Annotated in this window: 17 protein-coding genes and 1 pseudogene; 10 read left to right on the forward strand and 8 right to left on the reverse strand. The window is 67.1% G+C overall.

The features are described from left to right. The first annotated feature begins 85 nt into the window (after window positions 1-85). Both ACLD7X_RS01365 and ACLD7X_RS01370 read left to right on the forward strand, forming a co-directional pair. The gene (locus ACLD7X_RS01365; RefSeq protein WP_411421650.1) at window positions 86-385 is read left to right on the forward strand and encodes a ferredoxin; all 300 of its coding nucleotides are present in this window, start codon (window positions 86-88) and stop codon (window positions 383-385) included. Window positions 386-467: 82 nt separating this feature from the next. After that, a complete protein-coding gene (locus ACLD7X_RS01370; protein WP_425625039.1) occupies window positions 468-944 on the forward strand; it encodes a hypothetical protein in 477 nt (158 codons plus the stop codon). 60 nt (window positions 945-1004) lie between these two features. Here the strand turns inward: ACLD7X_RS01370 and psbV are convergent, their stop codons facing one another. Beyond that, on the reverse strand, window positions 1005-1538 hold the full coding sequence (gene psbV, locus ACLD7X_RS01375) for a photosystem II cytochrome c-550 (protein ID WP_411421652.1): 534 nt from the start codon (window positions 1536-1538) through the stop codon (window positions 1005-1007). A gap of 98 nt (window positions 1539-1636) precedes the next feature. Continuing rightward, complete coding sequence (rnz, locus tag ACLD7X_RS01380; RefSeq protein WP_411421653.1) at window positions 1637-2611, reverse strand: ribonuclease Z; 975 nt, start codon at window positions 2609-2611, stop codon at window positions 1637-1639. Between the two features lie 91 nt (window positions 2612-2702). On the opposite strand from rnz, the gene ACLD7X_RS01385 reads away from it, so the two are divergent. Genes ACLD7X_RS01385 through ACLD7X_RS01395 form a run of 3 tightly spaced genes read left to right on the forward strand, consistent with a single transcriptional unit; the run spans window position 2703 to window position 5512 of the window. After that, a complete protein-coding gene (locus tag ACLD7X_RS01385; RefSeq protein ID WP_412006914.1) occupies window positions 2703-4040 on the forward strand; it encodes a SpoIID/LytB domain-containing protein in 1338 nt (445 codons plus the stop codon). Continuing rightward, window positions 4037-4798 (forward strand): 6-phosphogluconolactonase, encoded by a 762-nt coding sequence (locus ACLD7X_RS01390; RefSeq protein ID WP_411421655.1) that lies wholly within the window; start codon window positions 4037-4039, stop codon window positions 4796-4798. The genes ACLD7X_RS01385 and ACLD7X_RS01390 overlap by 4 nt, the downstream gene beginning before the upstream one ends. Window positions 4799-4849: 51 nt before the next feature. After that, entirely contained in the window at window positions 4850-5512 is a 663-nt protein-coding gene (locus ACLD7X_RS01395; protein WP_411421656.1) for a YqhA family protein, read from the forward strand. A gap of 49 nt (window positions 5513-5561) precedes the next feature. On the opposite strand, the gene ACLD7X_RS01400 is transcribed toward ACLD7X_RS01395, so the two are convergent. Continuing rightward, complete coding sequence (locus ACLD7X_RS01400; RefSeq protein ID WP_411421657.1) at window positions 5562-6335, reverse strand: YebC/PmpR family DNA-binding transcriptional regulator; 774 nt, start codon at window positions 6333-6335, stop codon at window positions 5562-5564. A gap of 40 nt (window positions 6336-6375) precedes the next feature. Further along, a complete protein-coding gene (gene truB, locus ACLD7X_RS01405) occupies window positions 6376-7263 on the reverse strand; it encodes a tRNA pseudouridine(55) synthase TruB (RefSeq protein WP_412006913.1) in 888 nt (295 codons plus the stop codon). A 42-nt stretch (window positions 7264-7305) separates the two neighbouring features. On the opposite strand from truB, the gene ACLD7X_RS01410 reads away from it, so the two are divergent. Together ACLD7X_RS01410 and ACLD7X_RS01415 are read left to right on the forward strand one after the other, a co-directional pair. Beyond that, entirely contained in the window at window positions 7306-8007 is a 702-nt protein-coding gene (locus ACLD7X_RS01410) for a queuosine precursor transporter (RefSeq protein ID WP_411421659.1), read from the forward strand. A 59-nt stretch (window positions 8008-8066) separates the two neighbouring features. After that, window positions 8067-8807, forward strand: a complete 741-nt coding sequence (locus ACLD7X_RS01415) for a class I SAM-dependent methyltransferase (protein ID WP_411421660.1) — start codon at window positions 8067-8069, stop codon at window positions 8805-8807. Between the two features lie 55 nt (window positions 8808-8862). On the opposite strand, the gene rpmA is transcribed toward ACLD7X_RS01415, so the two are convergent. Beyond that, window positions 8863-9126: a 50S ribosomal protein L27 gene (rpmA, locus tag ACLD7X_RS01420; protein ID WP_411421661.1), complete on the reverse strand. Its 264-nt coding sequence runs from the start codon at window positions 9124-9126 to the stop codon at window positions 8863-8865. A 41-nt stretch (window positions 9127-9167) separates the two neighbouring features. After that, window positions 9168-9527, reverse strand: coding sequence for a 50S ribosomal protein L21 (gene rplU / locus ACLD7X_RS01425; protein ID WP_411421662.1), 360 nt, complete (start codon window positions 9525-9527; stop codon window positions 9168-9170). Window positions 9528-9720: 193 nt separating this feature from the next. On the opposite strand from rplU, the gene ACLD7X_RS01430 reads away from it, so the two are divergent. The 3 genes and pseudogenes from ACLD7X_RS01430 (at window position 9721) to kaiC (ending at window position 12616) form a co-directional block, all read left to right on the forward strand. After that, the gene (locus ACLD7X_RS01430) at window positions 9721-10593 is read left to right on the forward strand and encodes a circadian clock protein KaiA (RefSeq protein WP_411421663.1); all 873 of its coding nucleotides are present in this window, start codon (window positions 9721-9723) and stop codon (window positions 10591-10593) included. A gap of 18 nt (window positions 10594-10611) precedes the next feature. Continuing rightward, a pseudogene (gene kaiB / locus ACLD7X_RS01435) lies at window positions 10612-10905 on the forward strand (circadian clock protein KaiB); the annotation flags it as partial. Window positions 10906-11074: 169 nt separating this feature from the next. Beyond that, window positions 11075-12616: a circadian clock protein KaiC gene (gene kaiC / locus ACLD7X_RS01440; RefSeq protein WP_411421664.1), complete on the forward strand. Its 1542-nt coding sequence runs from the start codon at window positions 11075-11077 to the stop codon at window positions 12614-12616. A gap of 33 nt (window positions 12617-12649) precedes the next feature. Here the strand turns inward: kaiC and ACLD7X_RS01445 are convergent, their stop codons facing one another. Then, window positions 12650-14674: an ATP-binding protein gene (locus ACLD7X_RS01445; RefSeq protein ID WP_411421665.1), complete on the reverse strand. Its 2025-nt coding sequence runs from the start codon at window positions 14672-14674 to the stop codon at window positions 12650-12652. Beyond that, window positions 14671-15978 carry a phosphoribosylamine--glycine ligase gene (gene purD, locus ACLD7X_RS01450; RefSeq protein ID WP_411421666.1) on the reverse strand — a complete coding sequence of 436 codons (1308 nt, stop codon included), beginning with the start codon at window positions 15976-15978 and terminating at the stop codon, window positions 14671-14673. Before purD ends, ACLD7X_RS01445 begins: the two co-directional genes overlap by 4 nt. Between the last annotated feature and the right edge of the window lie 106 nt (window positions 15979-16084).

Below are 16084 nucleotides of genomic sequence, written 5' to 3' on the forward strand. Positions count from 1 at the left end.
CGGCAGGAATGGCCCGTGGCGGATGTATGAAGGGCGGGTCCTACAGGCCCGGCTGCCCGGGTGCCTGTGAGCCCCAATCCCTTCCATGGCTTCCTACAAGGTCACCCTCATCAACGAGAGCGAAGGCCTCAACAAGACCATCGAGGTTCCTGACGATCAGTACATCCTCGACGCCGCTGAAGAGCAGGGCATCGACCTCCCCTATTCCTGCCGCGCCGGTGCCTGCAGCACCTGCGCCGGCAAGCTGACCGCCGGAACCGTTGATCAGTCCGACCAGAGCTTCCTCGACGACGACCAGATCGAAGCAGGTTTCGTCCTCACCTGCGTCGCTTACCCCACCAGTGACTGCACGATCAAGACCCACGCCGAAGAGGAGCTCTACTGAGCGCCCCGGCTTCAACGCCTGATGGCCCTCTGCCACCCTGCGGGGTGGCTTTTTCATGTCCACTCTGACGCCCTTCGCCGCCGTGCCTTCTGCCCCTGGCAGCGCCAACCCCGTCGGCCGGGAGCCATCGCAGCAGCCGGGGCCCGATCAGCTGCTCCTGCCTGCCGGCAGCGAGCACACCAGCCTGGGGGGGCAGTACAGCTACCGGGTGCTCGGGGCCTGCTGCCGCCTGTTTGATCGGGAGGAGCTTCCCTGGCCCTGCTGCCGGCTTGCCTGGCGCAGCAAGGAGCCGAGCTGGCGACGGGTCGGGCGGCGCCTCGTGGCCGACCTGGCCGCCCGCCGCTGTCCCTCCTACGCGGTGGAACTGCTCCAGCCTGGGGCCCGGCCGACCCGCACCGTGATCACCCTCTTTCCGGTGCGCCTCAGTCCGGCCCTGCAGGAATGGTGGTACAGCAAGCAGCCGGCGTCCCTGGACCCCTCCAATGATCGGCCACCCCCACCGACCGCGCCGTCATCACCACCGTCACCGCCAGCCGCGGGCCCGGAGACCCCAGGCTGAGCATGAAAAAGCCGGTGTCCGTGGACACCGGCTGGGATCAGCTGAGCAGGGCCGCAGGGGTCAGAAGTAGATCTTGCCGCCGCCCCACTGGATGCCCTGCACTTTGGGGGCCACCAGGATGTAGCCGGCCATCAGACGCAGATCCTCGTCGTCGAGATCCCGCATCTTCACGAAGATGTCGCTGCTGCGCATGCTGGGGTGCAGGTCGGCGATGCTGTACTCCCCGTCGTAGCTGGTCGGATCCTTGATGTAGTCCACCAGGGCCTCGAGGTTGTCACGGGACGGGGTGGCCAGCGCCAGGGTCTCCGGATCCAGGCCCACGTTCTGGTTGGTCTTGGTGATGCCGCCGGCGTGGCATTCGCCGCAGCTGGTGTTGAACAGCTTGCGGCCACTCTTGATCTCCTGCTCGGTGAAGGTCACCGTGCTGCCATCGGGGCCGGCCGGAACGGTGAGCTGGTCGGTGCTCCACTGGGCGGCTGTGGCCTGGCCACTGAAGCCGAGGCAGAGCAGCAGGGCCAGGGGCAGGGCCAGCAGGGTACGGGCGGTGGCCCGAAGCGCTCTGCGGAGGGCAGAAGTGAAAAGGGTGGAGGCCATTGGGAGAAGCCGGCGGTATGGCGGGGAAGACCGCATCGGAGACCTTGTATCACGGGGGAAGGGGGCTCCGGAGCGGAATCGGGCGAACTGTTGCAGGGCTATGGAGTGGGCACGGTGGCGGCCTCGGGTTCCTCCGGCACCACGGTGATGCTCAGGAAATCCCGGGCCAGCAGGGTGTTGGCGAAGATGGCGCGGGCCTCCGCCAGCAGATCGTCCGGACCGATCGGGTTGCCGGGCACGTAGCGCGGACTGAGGTGGGTGAGGGCCAGTTGCCTGACCCCCGCCTCCAGGGCGGTCTGGGCGGCCATGGTGCTGGTGGAGTGCTGGCGCTGGTAGGCCAGGTCGGCCTCGGCGTGGGAGAAGGTGCTCTCGTGGATGAGCAGGTCGGCTCCCTCGGCCAGCCGGACGGCGGCCTCGCAGAAGACCGTGTCGGTGCAATACACCACACTGGCCCCGGGGCGGCTGGGGCCGCACAGGCTGGCCCCGCGGATGATCCGTCCGTCCTCGAGGGTGACGGTGCGGCCCTGTTTGAGGTCGGCGTAGATCGGCCCGGGGGGGATGCCCAGGGCCCGGGCCCGCTCCACATCGAATCGCCCGGCCCGGGGCTTCTGGTCCACCCGGTAGGCGTAGGCCGGCACCCGGTGGGTGAGGGGGGCGCAGCGCACCGACAGATCGGCATCGTCCAGCAGGACCGTGCCGCCCTCGGCGGCACGGTGGACCCGGTGGTGGCGCACGGGGTAGCCGATCCGGGTCGAACTGGTGTGCAGCACCCCCTCGATGTAGTCCCGGAGGCGGTCGGGGCCGTAGAGATCGATGCCCTTGCAGGTGCCGGCCAGCCCAAGGCTGGCGAGCAGGCCGGGCAGACCGAAGACGTGGTCGCCGTGCATGTGGGTCACGAAGATGCGCCGCAGCTGGCTCACCCGCAGTTCGCTGCGAAGGAACTGGTGCTGGGTTCCCTCGCCGCAGTCGAACAGCCAGAGCTCGCTGCGCTGCGGCAGCCGCAGGGCCACGCCGGAGACATTGCGGCTGCGGGTGGGCACCCCGGAACTGGTGCCGAGAAACGTGACCTGCACGACCCCTGTGCCTCCGGCGCATGCTGCCACGTCGGCGCTGGCACCAACCCAGGACCGCCGTCACAATGAACCGCCCTGCGCCGGGTCCACCGTGCCGTTCCCGTTCCGCATCCCGCCCCTGCTGTCCGTGGGGGTGTCCCTCTCGGCACTGGCGGCCGTTCTGCCCTCCCCGGTCGTCCAGGCCCAGCAGGGGGAAGCGGACGTCCGGGTGCTGCTGGCGGAGGGGCCTGTGCTCAGCCTGGCCGCGGTGGAGCGCACCCTGGTGCTCAGGCCCGAGGGGCCATCGGCGGCAGGGATCGAACTGTCCCCCGGCTCCCCGCTGGAGCTGCGGCTGGTTCAGGGCCGCCTCCAGGCCAGGGGCCGGGAGGGAACCACGGCTCTGCCGGCTGCCGCTTCAATCTGGCTCGATCTCAAGCCTGCCCAGACAGCTGCCGACGGCGGCGTCTTCCGGCTTCAGGAGCGGCGCTACCGGGGACGCCTCCAGCTCCGCTTGATCGACGGCCGGATCCAGGCCATCAACCACATCGGGGTGGAGCATTACCTGCCCAGCGTGGTGGCCAGCGAGATGCCGGCCCGCTGGCCCCAGGCCGCCCTGCGGGCCCAGGCCGTCGCCGCGCGGACCTATGCCCTGCGGCAGCGCAAGCCTGCCGCGGCCTTTGACCTCACGGCGACGGTGTCGAGCCAGGTGTACAAGGGTGTCGAGGCCGAAACCGACTCGACACGCCAGGCCGTGGCCAGCACCCGTGGACAGGTGCTGATGTATGGCGACCAACTTGCCAACACGGTGTTCCACAGCAGCAGCGGTGGGCGCACCGAGAACAGCGGCGATCTCTGGAGCCAGCAGCTGCCCTATCTGGTGAGCGTTCCGGACTATGACCAGAACAGCCCTGTGCACCAGTGGGAACAGCCCCTGGCTCCCGACCTGCTGCGCAAGGCCTTCGGAGAGATCGGTGGCGTTCAGCGCATCGACATCGTCGCCTCCACAGCCACCGGGCGGGTGCGCCAGGCCCGGGTGATCGGCCCCGCGGGAACCCTGGTGGTGACAGGGCCCCAGCTGCGCAGCCGGCTCGGCCTCCGCAGCACCCAGGTGCGCTTCGAGGTGCTGGAGCCCAGGCCAGCGGCGGGCCTGCCGCCGCTCACGCCCCCGCCGGTGGTGCCGGAACCCCTGGTGGACTCGGCGACCGGCATGCCGATGGCGTCGGGTCAGCGAGGGGGAACGGCCCCCGGGGCTTCAGGACGCTGGACGCCCAGGACCGGATCCCGCCCCACCGCCCAGCCCTTGATCGTGGCGATCGGCCGGGGCTACGGCCATGGGGTCGGCATGAGCCAGTGGGGGGCCCTGGCCCTGGCGGAGCGGGGCGAGGACCACGAGCGGATCCTCAGCCACTACTTTCGAGGCACCCAGCTGCGCCGCTACCCCACCCCTTGAGCCCGACTCCTCAGCTGGAGCTGATCCAGCTGGACGACCCCGCCGCCGCCGCCCAACTGGCCGCCAAGCGTCTGCTCGAGGCCCGCAGCGAAGGCCCCCAGCTGCCGCTCGGTCTGGCCACGGGCCGCACCATGGAGCCGGTCTACGCGGCCCTGGTGAGTCTGATCCACGCCCAGCCCGAGGCGGACCGCCGGGCCGTGCTGCGGAACTGGCTCAGCTTCAACCTTGATGACTATGTGGGGTTGTCTCCGGCTGATCCACGCTCCTTCGCGGCCTTCATGGCCAGCCGGCTGGTCCAGCCCCTCGGGTTGGTGTCCGAGCGGGTGCGGCTTCCGGATGCCCTGGCGCCGGACCCTGCGGCCGAAGCCCGGCGCTATGCCGCCGAGCTGGCCCGGAACGGGGGGATCGGACTGCAGTTGCTCGGCCTGGGACTCAATGGCCATGTCGGATTCAACGAGCCGCCCTGTGCCGCCGACGCTCCCTGCCGCTGCGTCGAGCTCAGTGCCATGACCCGGCGGCAGAACGCAGCGGCCTTCGGCGGGGATCCGCTTGCCGTGCCCCACCGGGCGATCAGCCTGGGGATGGCCGAGATCCTGGCGGCCCGCCGCATCCTTCTGGTGGTCACCGGTGTGGCGAAGGCCCCGGTGCTGCGTCGCCTGCTCACCGAGTCGCCCTCGGCGGCTCTGCCCGGCAGCTGGCTCAGGCAGCACCCCTGCGTCACGGTGCTGGCCGATCGGGCGGCGCTCACTGGCGCCTGAGGGCATGGTCGCCCGCCCGGCCCCGGGGCCGCCGACCCCAGCCCCACGCTCATGACCGGGACGCCTCACAGCGCACAACATCAGCCTGGACGCCATGCCTGTGGAGGGTGGCAGCGATCGCGCTCAGGCGGGGCTTCAGGTCGGTGTCATGATCCAATCAGCAGAAACTTGGATGGCCCTGTGGTCCGATCGTCGCGCTTCATCGGTTGGCTTGAGTCCAGGTTTGAAAAGATATTCTGGCGCTTCAGGCTCATTGGCATTCTGCCTGTCCTGATGACGGCCTTGAGCAGCCTGGCCACCTTCATCCTGGGAACGAGGGAAACCTTTTATGCCCTTGAGGTGATGCTGCAGAGCTCCGGTACGGAGCAGAAAGTGCTTGCGCGCGTTCTGGGTGGCTTTATCGGTGGTGTTGATCTGTACTTGATTGGCATAGCCTTGCTGATCTTCAGCTATGGAACATATGAGTTGCTGATCTCGGCGATTGATCCTGCAAGGAATGAGGAATCCAAGGGGTTCAAGGGTGTGCTTGAGGTGGCCAGCCTTGATGACCTCAAGAAAAAGCTTGTCAAGGTGCTCGTGATTGCCCTGGTGGTATTTGCGTTCAAGGCAATGCTGGCCTTGCCGCTCTCTGATGGCATGAGTTTGCTCTATTACTGCATTTCATTGTTGTTGCTATCTCTGAGTTCCTTCCTGGTCGGCAGGCTGGGCAGCTGAGCCTTGCTGGGCATGCCGGCTTCTGCCCAAGGGGTATGCAGTTCGCCTTTCAGGCCACCACCGCTTCGATCAGCTCCTCATCGGCTTCCAGATTGGAGGTCACGCTGCGGACGTCATCGAGCTCCTCCAGGGCATCCAGCATCTTCAGGCTGCTGCGGAGTTGCTCGGCATCGCTGAGGTTGCAGAGGGTCTGAGGAATCCAGCGGTGTTCCCAGGTCTCCACGACCAGGCCCCGGGCCCGCAGTCCATCCTGGAGGGCCTCGAGCTGGGCGAAGGGGGCGAACACCTCGGCGCCGTCGCCGCTGAACGCGTAGCCGAGCAGCTGGACCCCGGTCTCATTTTCAAGGCTCAGCAGCGCCTCGAGCAGGCTGTCCTCGCTGAGGTCAGGTTGGGTGATCCGGGCCACGCTGCGCTGCTCGAACAGATAGCCCACGCAGCCCGTTTCGCCCAGATTGCCGCCGTGCTTGCTGAAGGCCAGACGAACGTCGGCGGCGGTGCGGTTGCGGTTGTCCGTGAACGCCTCGATCAGCACGGCCACCCCCCCCGGCCCGTAGCCCTCGTAGCGAACCGCTTCGAACTGGTCGCCCTCTCCCCCCAGCTGGCCTGAGCCCTTCAGGATCGCCCGCTCGATGTTGCCGTTCGGCACCCCGGCAGCCTTGGCCTTCTCGATGGCCGTGCGCAGCTGGAAGTTGCCGGCGGGGTCGGGGCCGCCTCGGGCGGCCACCGTGATCTCCCGACCCAGACGGGTGAACACGGCCCCGCGCTTGGCGTCGACGACGGCCTTGGTGCGCTTGATCTGGGCCCATTTGCTGTGGCCGGCCATCGGAACGAACAGGGGGACGGAGTGCAGGAGCGGCTGGCGGTCAGCCGGCCGCGTCGAAGACCAACCGGGGTTGCAGTCGGCCGTCGGTTGTGGCCAGTGCCAGCCCTGCCAGGTTGCCATCCGGCTCCAGCACGGCCACGGCCTGCTCCGCAGGGTGGAGCGCCTCGGCCTCGAGGGCCCGTCCGCAGCGCCAGCCCGCCCATTCGCTGGGCTGCAGCCGCCGCCGCGGCAGATGCCCCAGCGCGACGAGGGGGTCGAGCAGGGGCGGGAGGGGCGGCGAGGCGAGGGCTTCGAGTGCAACCGCCTGCTCCAGGCGGAAGCCCAGCGCCTCGGTGCGCCGCAGGGTGGCCAGGCTGCCGCCGCAGTGCAGGGCCTCCCCCAGATCCCGTGCCAGGGAGCGGATGTAGGTGCCGGCGGAGCAGCGCACCGCCAGGCTGAGCAGGCCGGTGGCCTGATCCCAGTGGCGCAGCTCCAGCTGCGTGATGGTCACAGGCCGGGCCGCCAGGCTGAGCTGCTCGCCGCGGCGGGCGCGGACGTAGGCCCGCTCTCCGTTGAGGTGCACCGCCGAGATCTGGGGGGGCACCTGCAGGATCGCTCCGCGGAACAGGGCCAGGGCTGCCTCCAGATCTGCGGGCTCCAGGGGGGGCACGGGTCGCCGCTCCAGCACCTCCCCCTCCAGATCGTCGCTGCCGGTGCGCACCCCCAGCTGCACGGTGCCCTCGTAGGCCTTGTCCCCCACCAGGTAGGGAAGCAGCCGGGTGGCCGGCCCGAGTGCGATGGGCAGCACCCCGGTGACCGCGGGATCCAGGGTGCCGCCATGGCCCACCCGCCGCAGGCCATAGGCCCGCCGGATCCGGGCCACGCAGCCATGGGAGGTGAGTCCGGCGGGCTTGTCGAGCACCAGAAATCCGCAGCACTGGTCAGCCATGGGCACCTCCATCAGCCTGGAAGGGTCCCATGCCCCGCTCCGATGACCCTGCAGCAGCGCCGTGACCTGGCGTTCCTCGTGCTGGCGGGGATCTTCCTCGGGAGCATGGGCATGCTGAACATCCTGGGGCTGACGCGCTTCCTGCAGCTCGGTTCGATCGGTTCCTGGCCGATCGTGGTCGCCGTGGGGGCCCTGCCCTACCCGGTGACCTTTCTCTGCACCGATCTGATCAGCGAGATCTGGGGCGAGCAGAAGGCGGGCCAGCTGGTCTGGGTGGGATTGGCCCTCAACGGCTGGATCGTGCTGATCCTCTGGCTCGGAGGGATCCTGCCGGGTCTGGCCGGGGCACCGGAGGCCACCTTCTTCGAGGTGCAGCGCCTGGCCTTCGGCGCCGTGGGGGCCTCGATGGTGGCCTACCTGGCGGCCCAGTTCACCGATGTGCGCCTGTTCCATTTCTGGAAGCGCCTCAGCAGCGGCCGTGCCCTCTGGCTGCGCAACAACGGTTCCACCCTGGTGAGCCAGCTGGTGGACACCACGGCCGTGGTGCTGATCAGCCACTACGCCAACCATGTGCTGCCGATCCGGGACGGGGAGGCCGTGCTGCCCCAGCTGGTCAGCTACATCGCCAGCGGCTACCTGTTCAAGGCCATGGCGGCGCTGGCCGACACGCTGCCCTTCTACGCGCTCACGGGTTGGCTCCGGGGCTGGTTGGAGGTGCCTGGTGACGGGGCGGAACTGGGTTGAACGGCGGGAGCCGGGGCCGGATGGGCACGTAGGTTGGCGCCAGCAGTGGGAAGGACACCGTGGCAGCGGCACTGGGAGTAGACCGGTTCCTGGCCGATGGTTTTGCCCTCAAGGAGCATCTCGCCACCTACCTCGGCATCGACACCGAAGAGCTGGAGCGCCGTCTGCCCCAGAGCACCGAGACCCTGGCCGCCCTCCATCCGGGCGGCTTTGACCTGGAGCAGGCCACCCGCTTCTATGAGGACACCGTGGGCACCGTGCACCTTCTGGAGCTGGCCGCCTGGCATCTGGGCAGCGCCGACTACATCGCCGATACGCTGCGGTTGCAGCAGCGCTTCGCCCGCGGCCAGGTGCTGGATTTCGGAGGCGGCATCGGCAGCCACGCGCTTGCAGCGGCGGCTCTGCCCGAGGTGGACCAGGTGTGGTTCGTGGATCTGAACCCCCACAACCGCGCCTGTGTGGAGTCCAGGGCCCTTCGGCTCGGGCTTGGAAAGAAGCTCTCCTGCCACAGGGATCTGGCGGATCCCAGCCTGCCCGATCGGTTCGACACGATCGTCTGTCTTGACGTGCTGGAGCACCTGGCTGATCCGTCGGATCAGCTCGAACAATTCGCCGGGCGCATGGCCCCTGGCGCCACGGCGCTGCTGAACTGGTATTTCTTCAAGGGGTTCCAAGGGGAGTACCCGTTCCACCTGGACGAGCCCGTGCTGGTGGAGCGGTTCTTCCGCACCCTCCAGCACCGGTTCCTGGAGGTGTTCCACCCCTACCTGATCACGACCCGTGCCTACCGGCTGGCCTGAGTGCCCTTGCTGGGGGGGGCGCTGGACGGGTCCGGCGGAACGGCCAGGAAGGAGCTCAGCCCAGGGCGACGTTGATGCGCTTGCGGGTGCGCAGACCGCGCTTGATCGTGTCGAAGCTCACCACCCCGTCGATGAGGGCGAACAGGGTGTCGTCCGAGCCACGGCCCACATTGACCCCGGGCAGCACCGAGGTGCCGCGCTGGCGGATCAGGATCGAGCCGGCGTTCACGGCCTCACCGCCGTAGGCCTTGACGCCGAGGCGCTTGGAATTGGAATCGCGGCCGTTGCGGGTTGAGCCTGTGCCTTTCTTGTGGGCCATGGAGGGGAGGGTGCGAAGGGGGTGAACAGTGAGGTGAGGGATCAGGCGAGCGCCTTGCCGCCGATGTTGATCGCCTGGACCATCACCCGGGTGAGCTCCTGGCGGTGGCCATTCTTGCGACGGGTTTTCTTCTTGGGGCGCATCTTGTAGACGATCAGCTTGGGACCGCGGCGATGGGCGAGCACCTTCAGCTCCACGCTGGCGTTGCTCACGTACGGCTGGCCGAGGGTGGCCGCCTTGCCGTCGTTCACCAGCAGCACCGTATCCAGGGTGACGGTGTCATCGACGTCGGCGTTGAGGCGGTCGAGGTCGTAGTAGCGGTTGGGCTGCAGCCAGAACTGCTGGCCGGAGGCCTCGACGATGGCGTAGGGGCCGCTGCTGACGGCGTTGGCTTGGGTCATGGGCTGTTGGGGCGTGGTCAGGCTGGGGATGGCAGAGGCCCGGCGAGGGGGAAAACCCGGACGGGGACTGGCATCGACCGATTACGCCAGACGCACAATCAGAAGACAATGTCAAATCCTCCGGTTTCAGGCTGCCTTTCGTCAACATGGGGGGCATCCACTCGGGGGCGCTTCCCACCGGGGTAGCTCTTCCATGCCCGAATCGGCCCTCACCGTTGCGTTGCTCGTCCGTGATCCCAGCCTGGCGGCTGCCGTGGCCCGCGGGTTATCCAGCAGCCGCTACTCCCTGGTGCCTGTCGACCCCGCTGGCGATCCGGTGCAGGAGCTGGATCGGCTGCGGGAGGACGTCGATGCCCTCCTGATCGAGCAGGGGGGGATCCCGCCGCGTGAGCTCGAGGGCCTCACCCAGCATGGGCTGGTGTGGCCCGCGGTGGTGATCGGCGAGGTCAACGGCGAGATCGCCTTCCACGAGGCCGAGGTGCGCTTGCCCCCGGACCAGCTCGAGCAGCTCAGTTACAGCCTGGATGCCTCTGTGTCCCGCTTCCTGCGCCAGGGCCTGGCCAGCCCGGGCCAGACGGCTGCCAAGGCCGGGGCTCCGGCAGGGGGCGCGGACGTCGGCGACCAGCCCGCGGCGGCCATGGCCTGGCGCCTGGACGATCGCCTTCGGGACCGGCTGGGGCTGCTCGGTGTCTTCTACAAGCGGGACCCATCGAGATTTCTGCGCAATCTGCCGCCATCGGAGAGCGAGGAACTGTTGCAATCACTGCAGCGCACCTATCGGGATCTTCTGCTGAGCTACTTCCGCAATCCATCCGTTGCCAATCAGGCGCTGGAGAGTTTTGTTAACACTGCGTTTTTCAGCGACCTTCCAATTACAAAAACGGTGCAGATCCACATGGATCTCATCGATTCCTTCTCAAAGAAGCTCAGCTTCGAAGGCCACAAGAGCGACTTCCTTCAGGACTATCGCCTTGCCCTGCTCGATGTGATGGCTCATTTGTGTGAGATGTATCGACGCTCCGTGCCCCCTGATGTGCCACTTGTTCGCCTTCCTAAAGATGCCTGAAACCTACAACTCCCTATCATGACACCCCGAAAGACTTACATCCTCAAGCTCTATGTGGCAGGTAATACGCCCAACTCGATGCGGGCACTCAAGACCCTGCGCAACATCCTGGATCTTGAATTCAAGGGCGTTTACGCCCTCAAGGTCATTGATGTGCTGGTGAACCCCCAGCTCGCGGAAGAGGACAAGATTCTGGCCACGCCCACCCTCACCAAGATCCTGCCCCCGCCGGTGCGGCGGATCATCGGGGATCTCAGTGACCGGGAACGGGTGCTGATCGGACTGGATCTGCTCTACGACGAACTGACCGACGATCCCCAGTTTGACGAGCTGGCCCTCGAGTCGGGCCTGGAGGCTCCCGAGGACGTGGAGGACAGGCCCGATGAACTGCAGTCACCCACGCCTCCTGATGGTGACCGGCCCGATGATGGCCTCAACCCCCGACCCTGACCCTTTCCCTCTCCCCATCCCCCCGCCGGCAATGCAGGAACCCAGTCCCCTCGATGATGCCCTGATGCAGGTGCAGAAGCTCCCCACGGGGATCGAGGGATTCGATGATGTTTGCCATGGAGGCCTGCCGATCGGTCGCTCGACGCTGATCAGCGGTACATCCGGCACTGGCAAGACGGTTCTGTCCCTGAACTTTCTCTATAACGGGATCCGCCAGTACAAGGAGCCAGGCATCTTCATCACCTTCGAAGAGTCTCCTCTCGATATTCTTCGTAATGCTGCAAGTTTTGGCTGGAATCTCCAGGAGATGCTGGAGCAGGACAAGCTCTTCATTCTTGATGCGTCGCCAGACCCAGATGGCCAGGATGTGGCCGGAAACTTTGACCTCTCAGGGTTGATTGAGCGCATCAACTACGCGATTCGCAAGTACAAAGCACGTCGTGTTGCCATTGACTCGATCACCGCTGTTTTCCAGCAATACGATGCCGTATCCGTGGTGCGTCGGGAAATCTTCCGTCTGATTGCCAGGCTCAAGGAGATCGGCGTCACCACGGTGATGACCACCGAGCGCATTGACGAATACGGTCCAATCGCCCGCTATGGAGTCGAGGAGTTCGTCTCGGACAATGTCGTCATTCTTCGGAATGTCCTGGAGGGAGAGCGCAGAAGGCGAACAGTTGAGATCCTCAAATTGAGGGGCACCACGCACATGAAGGGTGAATTTCCCTTCACCATGGGAAGCCATGGCATGAGCGTCTTCCCGCTCGGGGCCATGCGCCTCACCCAGCGTTCCTCCAACGTGAGGCTGAGCTCCGGGGTGCCCAAGCTGGATGAGATGTGTGGCGGAGGCTTCTTCAAGGACTCCATCATTCTGGCCACCGGAGCCACGGGTACGGGCAAGACCCTGCTGGTGTCCAAGTTCGTCGAGGACGCCTGCCGCAGCAAGCAGCGCGCCATCCTGTTCGCCTATGAGGAGTCGCGGGCCCAGCTGCTGCGTAACGCCACCAGCTGGGGAATCGACTTCGAGCAGATGGAGCAGGACGGTCTGCTGAAGATCATCTGTGCCTACCCCGAGTCCACGGGGTTGGAAGACCATCTCCAGATCATCAAGACCGAGATCGGTCAGTTCAAGCCGTCCCGGATGGCGATCGATTCCCTCAGTGCCCTGGCCCGCGGCGTGAGTCACAATGCCTTTCGGCAGTTCGTGATCGGAGTGACCGGTTATGCCAAGCAGGAGGAGATTGCCGGTTTCTTCACGAACACCTCTGAGGAGTTCATGGGTAGCCATTCAATCACCGACTCTCATATCTCCACGATCACCGATACGATTCTGCTGCTCCAGTACGTGGAGATCCGTGGCGAGATGGCCCGTGCCCTGAACGTGTTCAAGATGCGAGGCTCCTGGCATGACAAGGGCATCCGCGAGTTCGTGATCACCGGCAATGGTCCGGAGATCAAGGACTCCTTCTCCAACTTCGAGCGGATCATCAGTGGTGTCCCCCACAGGATCAACACGGATGAGCGCAGTGAGCTCTCCCGCATCGTGCGGGGGGTGGCCGACGACGACCGCTGAGCCCTTGTGATCTGGCCTGGGCTGGGGCTGGGTTCAGCCCGCCACGGTGCTCCAGTCGAGCGCCCGTTCCTGACCGCGGCGCTCGGTGATCAGGCGAAGTTCGTCAGTATCGGAGTCCTCGAGGGGGAGGTCAAACCAGAACGCCGTTCCGACGCCCGGCTCGCTGGCCATCTTCACCTGGGTGCCGTGTTTTTCCAGGATGCCCCGAACGATGGAGAGGCCGAGGCCTGTACCCGCCTCGATGTGAACCGCGTTCTCCACCCGGTAGAAGCGCTCGAAGATCCTCTCCTGGTCGGCTTCGGAAATGCCGCAGCCGCTGTCGGCGATCTCGACCCTCAGGCGCGGCAGCGGGGAGGTCAGTTCGCAGCGGGGATGATCCTCCTCCGGCTGACCGGCCGGACTGAGCAGGCAGAGGTCCGGCCATGGGTAAGCCCGCAGCACGACCTGGCCGTCCTTGGGAGTGAACTTGAGCGCATTGCCCACGAGGTTGTCGAAGACCTGCAGCAGCAGGTCCCAGTTGCCCAGCACGCGCGGCAGCTGGGAATCGGCTTCGAACAGCAGATTCACGCCTTTCTCATGGGCATTGAGCCGGTAGGTGCGCAGGGTCTGCTCGATGGCCGGACCCACCTCCATGGCTTCGAAATTCCATTCCCGCTCGGATTCCAGTCGGGAGAGATCCAGCACATCGTTGACCAGGCGGGTGAGTCGATCGGTTTCGGCGTTGGCGATACCGAGAAACTCCCTGGTCTCCTCCTCGCTGAGCTGATCCCCGAGGTCGTGGAGGGTCTCCACGTAGCTCTTGATGTTGAAGAGGGGGGTGCGCAATTCGTGGGAGACGTTGCTGATGAACCGGCTCTGGGCAGCATTCAGCTCCACCTCGCGGGTGAGGTCCTGGATCGTCATGGCGATCCCCTTGAGGGATTCCCCACTCGCGTCCCGCACGGATTGCAGCACGATCCTCAGGGTGCGGGGCGGCTCGCCGAAGCTGCAGCGCACGTCAGCGGCATCCTGCTGACTGCTCGTCACATTGTCGAGCGCCGCGCTCAGTTCGAGGGCCAGCCGTTCCGGCAGTTCGGGAATCAGCTGATTGCCCTCCAGGTTGCGCCCCTCCCAGCGGAACAGGCGCCGTGCCGTCGGGTTCGCCAGCACGAGGGCGCCTGAGGCGTCGAGCAGCACGGCCCCATCGGCCATGGTGGCGATCAACGACTCCTGTTTCACCTGGGCCGCTTTGAGTTCCTCGATGTTGGCGGCCTTGTAGGCCTCCAACTGTGCGGTCATGGTGTTGAAGCCCTCGAGCAGCTCACCGAGCTCGCCCCCCATCGGCAGGGCGATGCGGGCTTCGAAGTTGCCGCCGGCCACCTGGCGCACCCCCCGCAGCAATTCCTTGACAGGGCGGGTGATCGTGAGGGCGTTGAAGACCGCCCCCAGGATCACCAGCACCCAGATCGAGATGAACACGGCCACGGTCACCTCCCGGGTCAGGGCGGCGCTGGCGAGGAGGGTTTCGTTGGGATTGATGCCCAGGGCCAGCACCCCCAGGTAGCGCCCTTCGCTCACCATCGGCACGAACACGTCGGTGACCTGGCCGTCCGGGGTGAGGTGCTGGCGGATCAGCGGGTTCTCCGGGCGCCGCTGGATGTCCGGAGGCAGTTCCAGCCGGCGGCTGAGCAGCAGTTCACTCCCGCCGGATGTTCCGCCGATCGGGATGCCGAGGTAGATGATCCCGTCGGGGTCGGCGAAGAAGATGTAACGCAGGCTGCGGCTGGAACGCCAGAACCGTTCGGCCACCGAGGCCAGCTCCCGGTCGTTGCCCTCCGCCACCAGCGGGCTGACATTGGCTGCCAGCAGCAGACCCAGATCCCTGGCGTAGCGCGTGTCGCTCATGCGGGCATCCCGCTGGATGCCGTTGAGCGCCAGGAAGGTGATCCCGGTCATCAGCAGGCTCACCACCAGGGTGGCCACGGCCAGCAGCTTGGTCTGGAGACTGAACTCGGCCCACCACCGGGCCAGGGCCCGCCGCCAGGCGCTCAGCTGGTCCTTGGGCGCGTCGCTGTTCATGGGCTCTGGGGGGTGCGCACCTGATGGCCGATGTCGCGGCGGTAGGTCATGCCGGCGAAGTGCACCTGCTCCAGGCCGGCATAGGCCTGGGCGAAGGCCGCGTCGAACCCGTCGGCCTGGGCCACCACCGCCAGCACCCTGCCGCCGCTGCTGCGGCAGGTGCCATCCGCATCGCGGCGGGTTCCCGCATGGAAGATCTGGAGGCGTTCCGCCGGCGCTGCCGCCCCTTCGATCGGATCCCCCGTGCGGATCGTGCCGGGGTACCCCTCGGCCGCGGCAATCACGCAGGCGCTGCAGCCCGCCGCGATGGTCAGCTCAGGGGCCTGGTCCAGCCGGCCCTCCGCACAGGCCAGCAGCACCTGGGCCAGCTCGGGGCCCAGCAGGGGCATCAGCGTTTCGCACTCAGGGTCGCCGAAGCGGCAGTTGAACTCGATCACGCTCAGCCCGGTCTCGGTCAGCATCAGCCCCGCATAGAGCACTCCGCGGTAGTCGATGCCACGGGCCCTGAGGGCCCGCAGGGTTGGCTCCAGCACCTGCTGCCTCACCTGGTCGAGGCCTGCGGCATCCAGGAGCGGAGCCGGCGCGTAGGCCCCCATCCCGCCGGTGTTGGGGCCGGTGTCGCCCTCCCCGATGCGCTTGTGGTCCTGCGCCGCTGGCAGGAGGACCAGGCGCTGCCCGTCGGTGAGGGCGAACACGGAGATCTCCGGCCCATGGGTGCGCTCCTCCAGCACCAGCGTGGCCTCCTGGCCGAAGCGCCCGGCGAAGATGGCATCGATGGCAGCCCGGGCCTCCTCGAGGGTTTCCGCCACCGTCACGCCCTTGCCGGCGGCCAGACCATCGGCCTTCACCACCAGCGGCCGGCCCTGGGCGGCCAGGATCGCGTGGGCTTCCTCCCGACTGGCGGCGGGCCAATGGCCGGCGGTGGGCACCCCGGCCTCCTGCATCAGCGCCTTGGCCCACTGCTTGCTGGCCTCGAGCCGGGCACCCTCCGCCCCCGGGCCGAACACCGGCATGCCCGCCGCGCGCAGCCGGTCGGCCAGCCCTGCCGCCAGGGGGGCTTCCGGACCCACCACCACCAGGTTGACCGCGTGCTCCCGGCAGGCCCCGAGCAGCCCGTCCTGGTCGGTTTCGGCGATGGCCAGCTGGCCGCAGCTCGCCAGATCGGGGGTGCCGCCGTTCCCCGGGGCCACCCAGACGGCCTCGACACCACGGCAGCGCCGCAGCGCCCAGGCCAGGGCGTTCTCCCGTCCGCCGCCACCCACGACCAGGATGCGGAGCGGCTGCGGTGCTGCCTCAGGGGCCATCGGGCTCAGGGAGTGCGGGTGGAACGGGAGCTCAGGACTCCCCTAGGTTGTGCGGGATGTCTGCGCGATTCCGGCAGACCCCACGACCATCTTCACCTGCACGTCT

The sequence above is a fragment of the Aphanothece microscopica RSMan92 genome (assembly GCF_046613545.2).
Lineage (GTDB): Bacteria > Cyanobacteriota > Cyanobacteriia > PCC-6307 > Cyanobiaceae > NIES-981.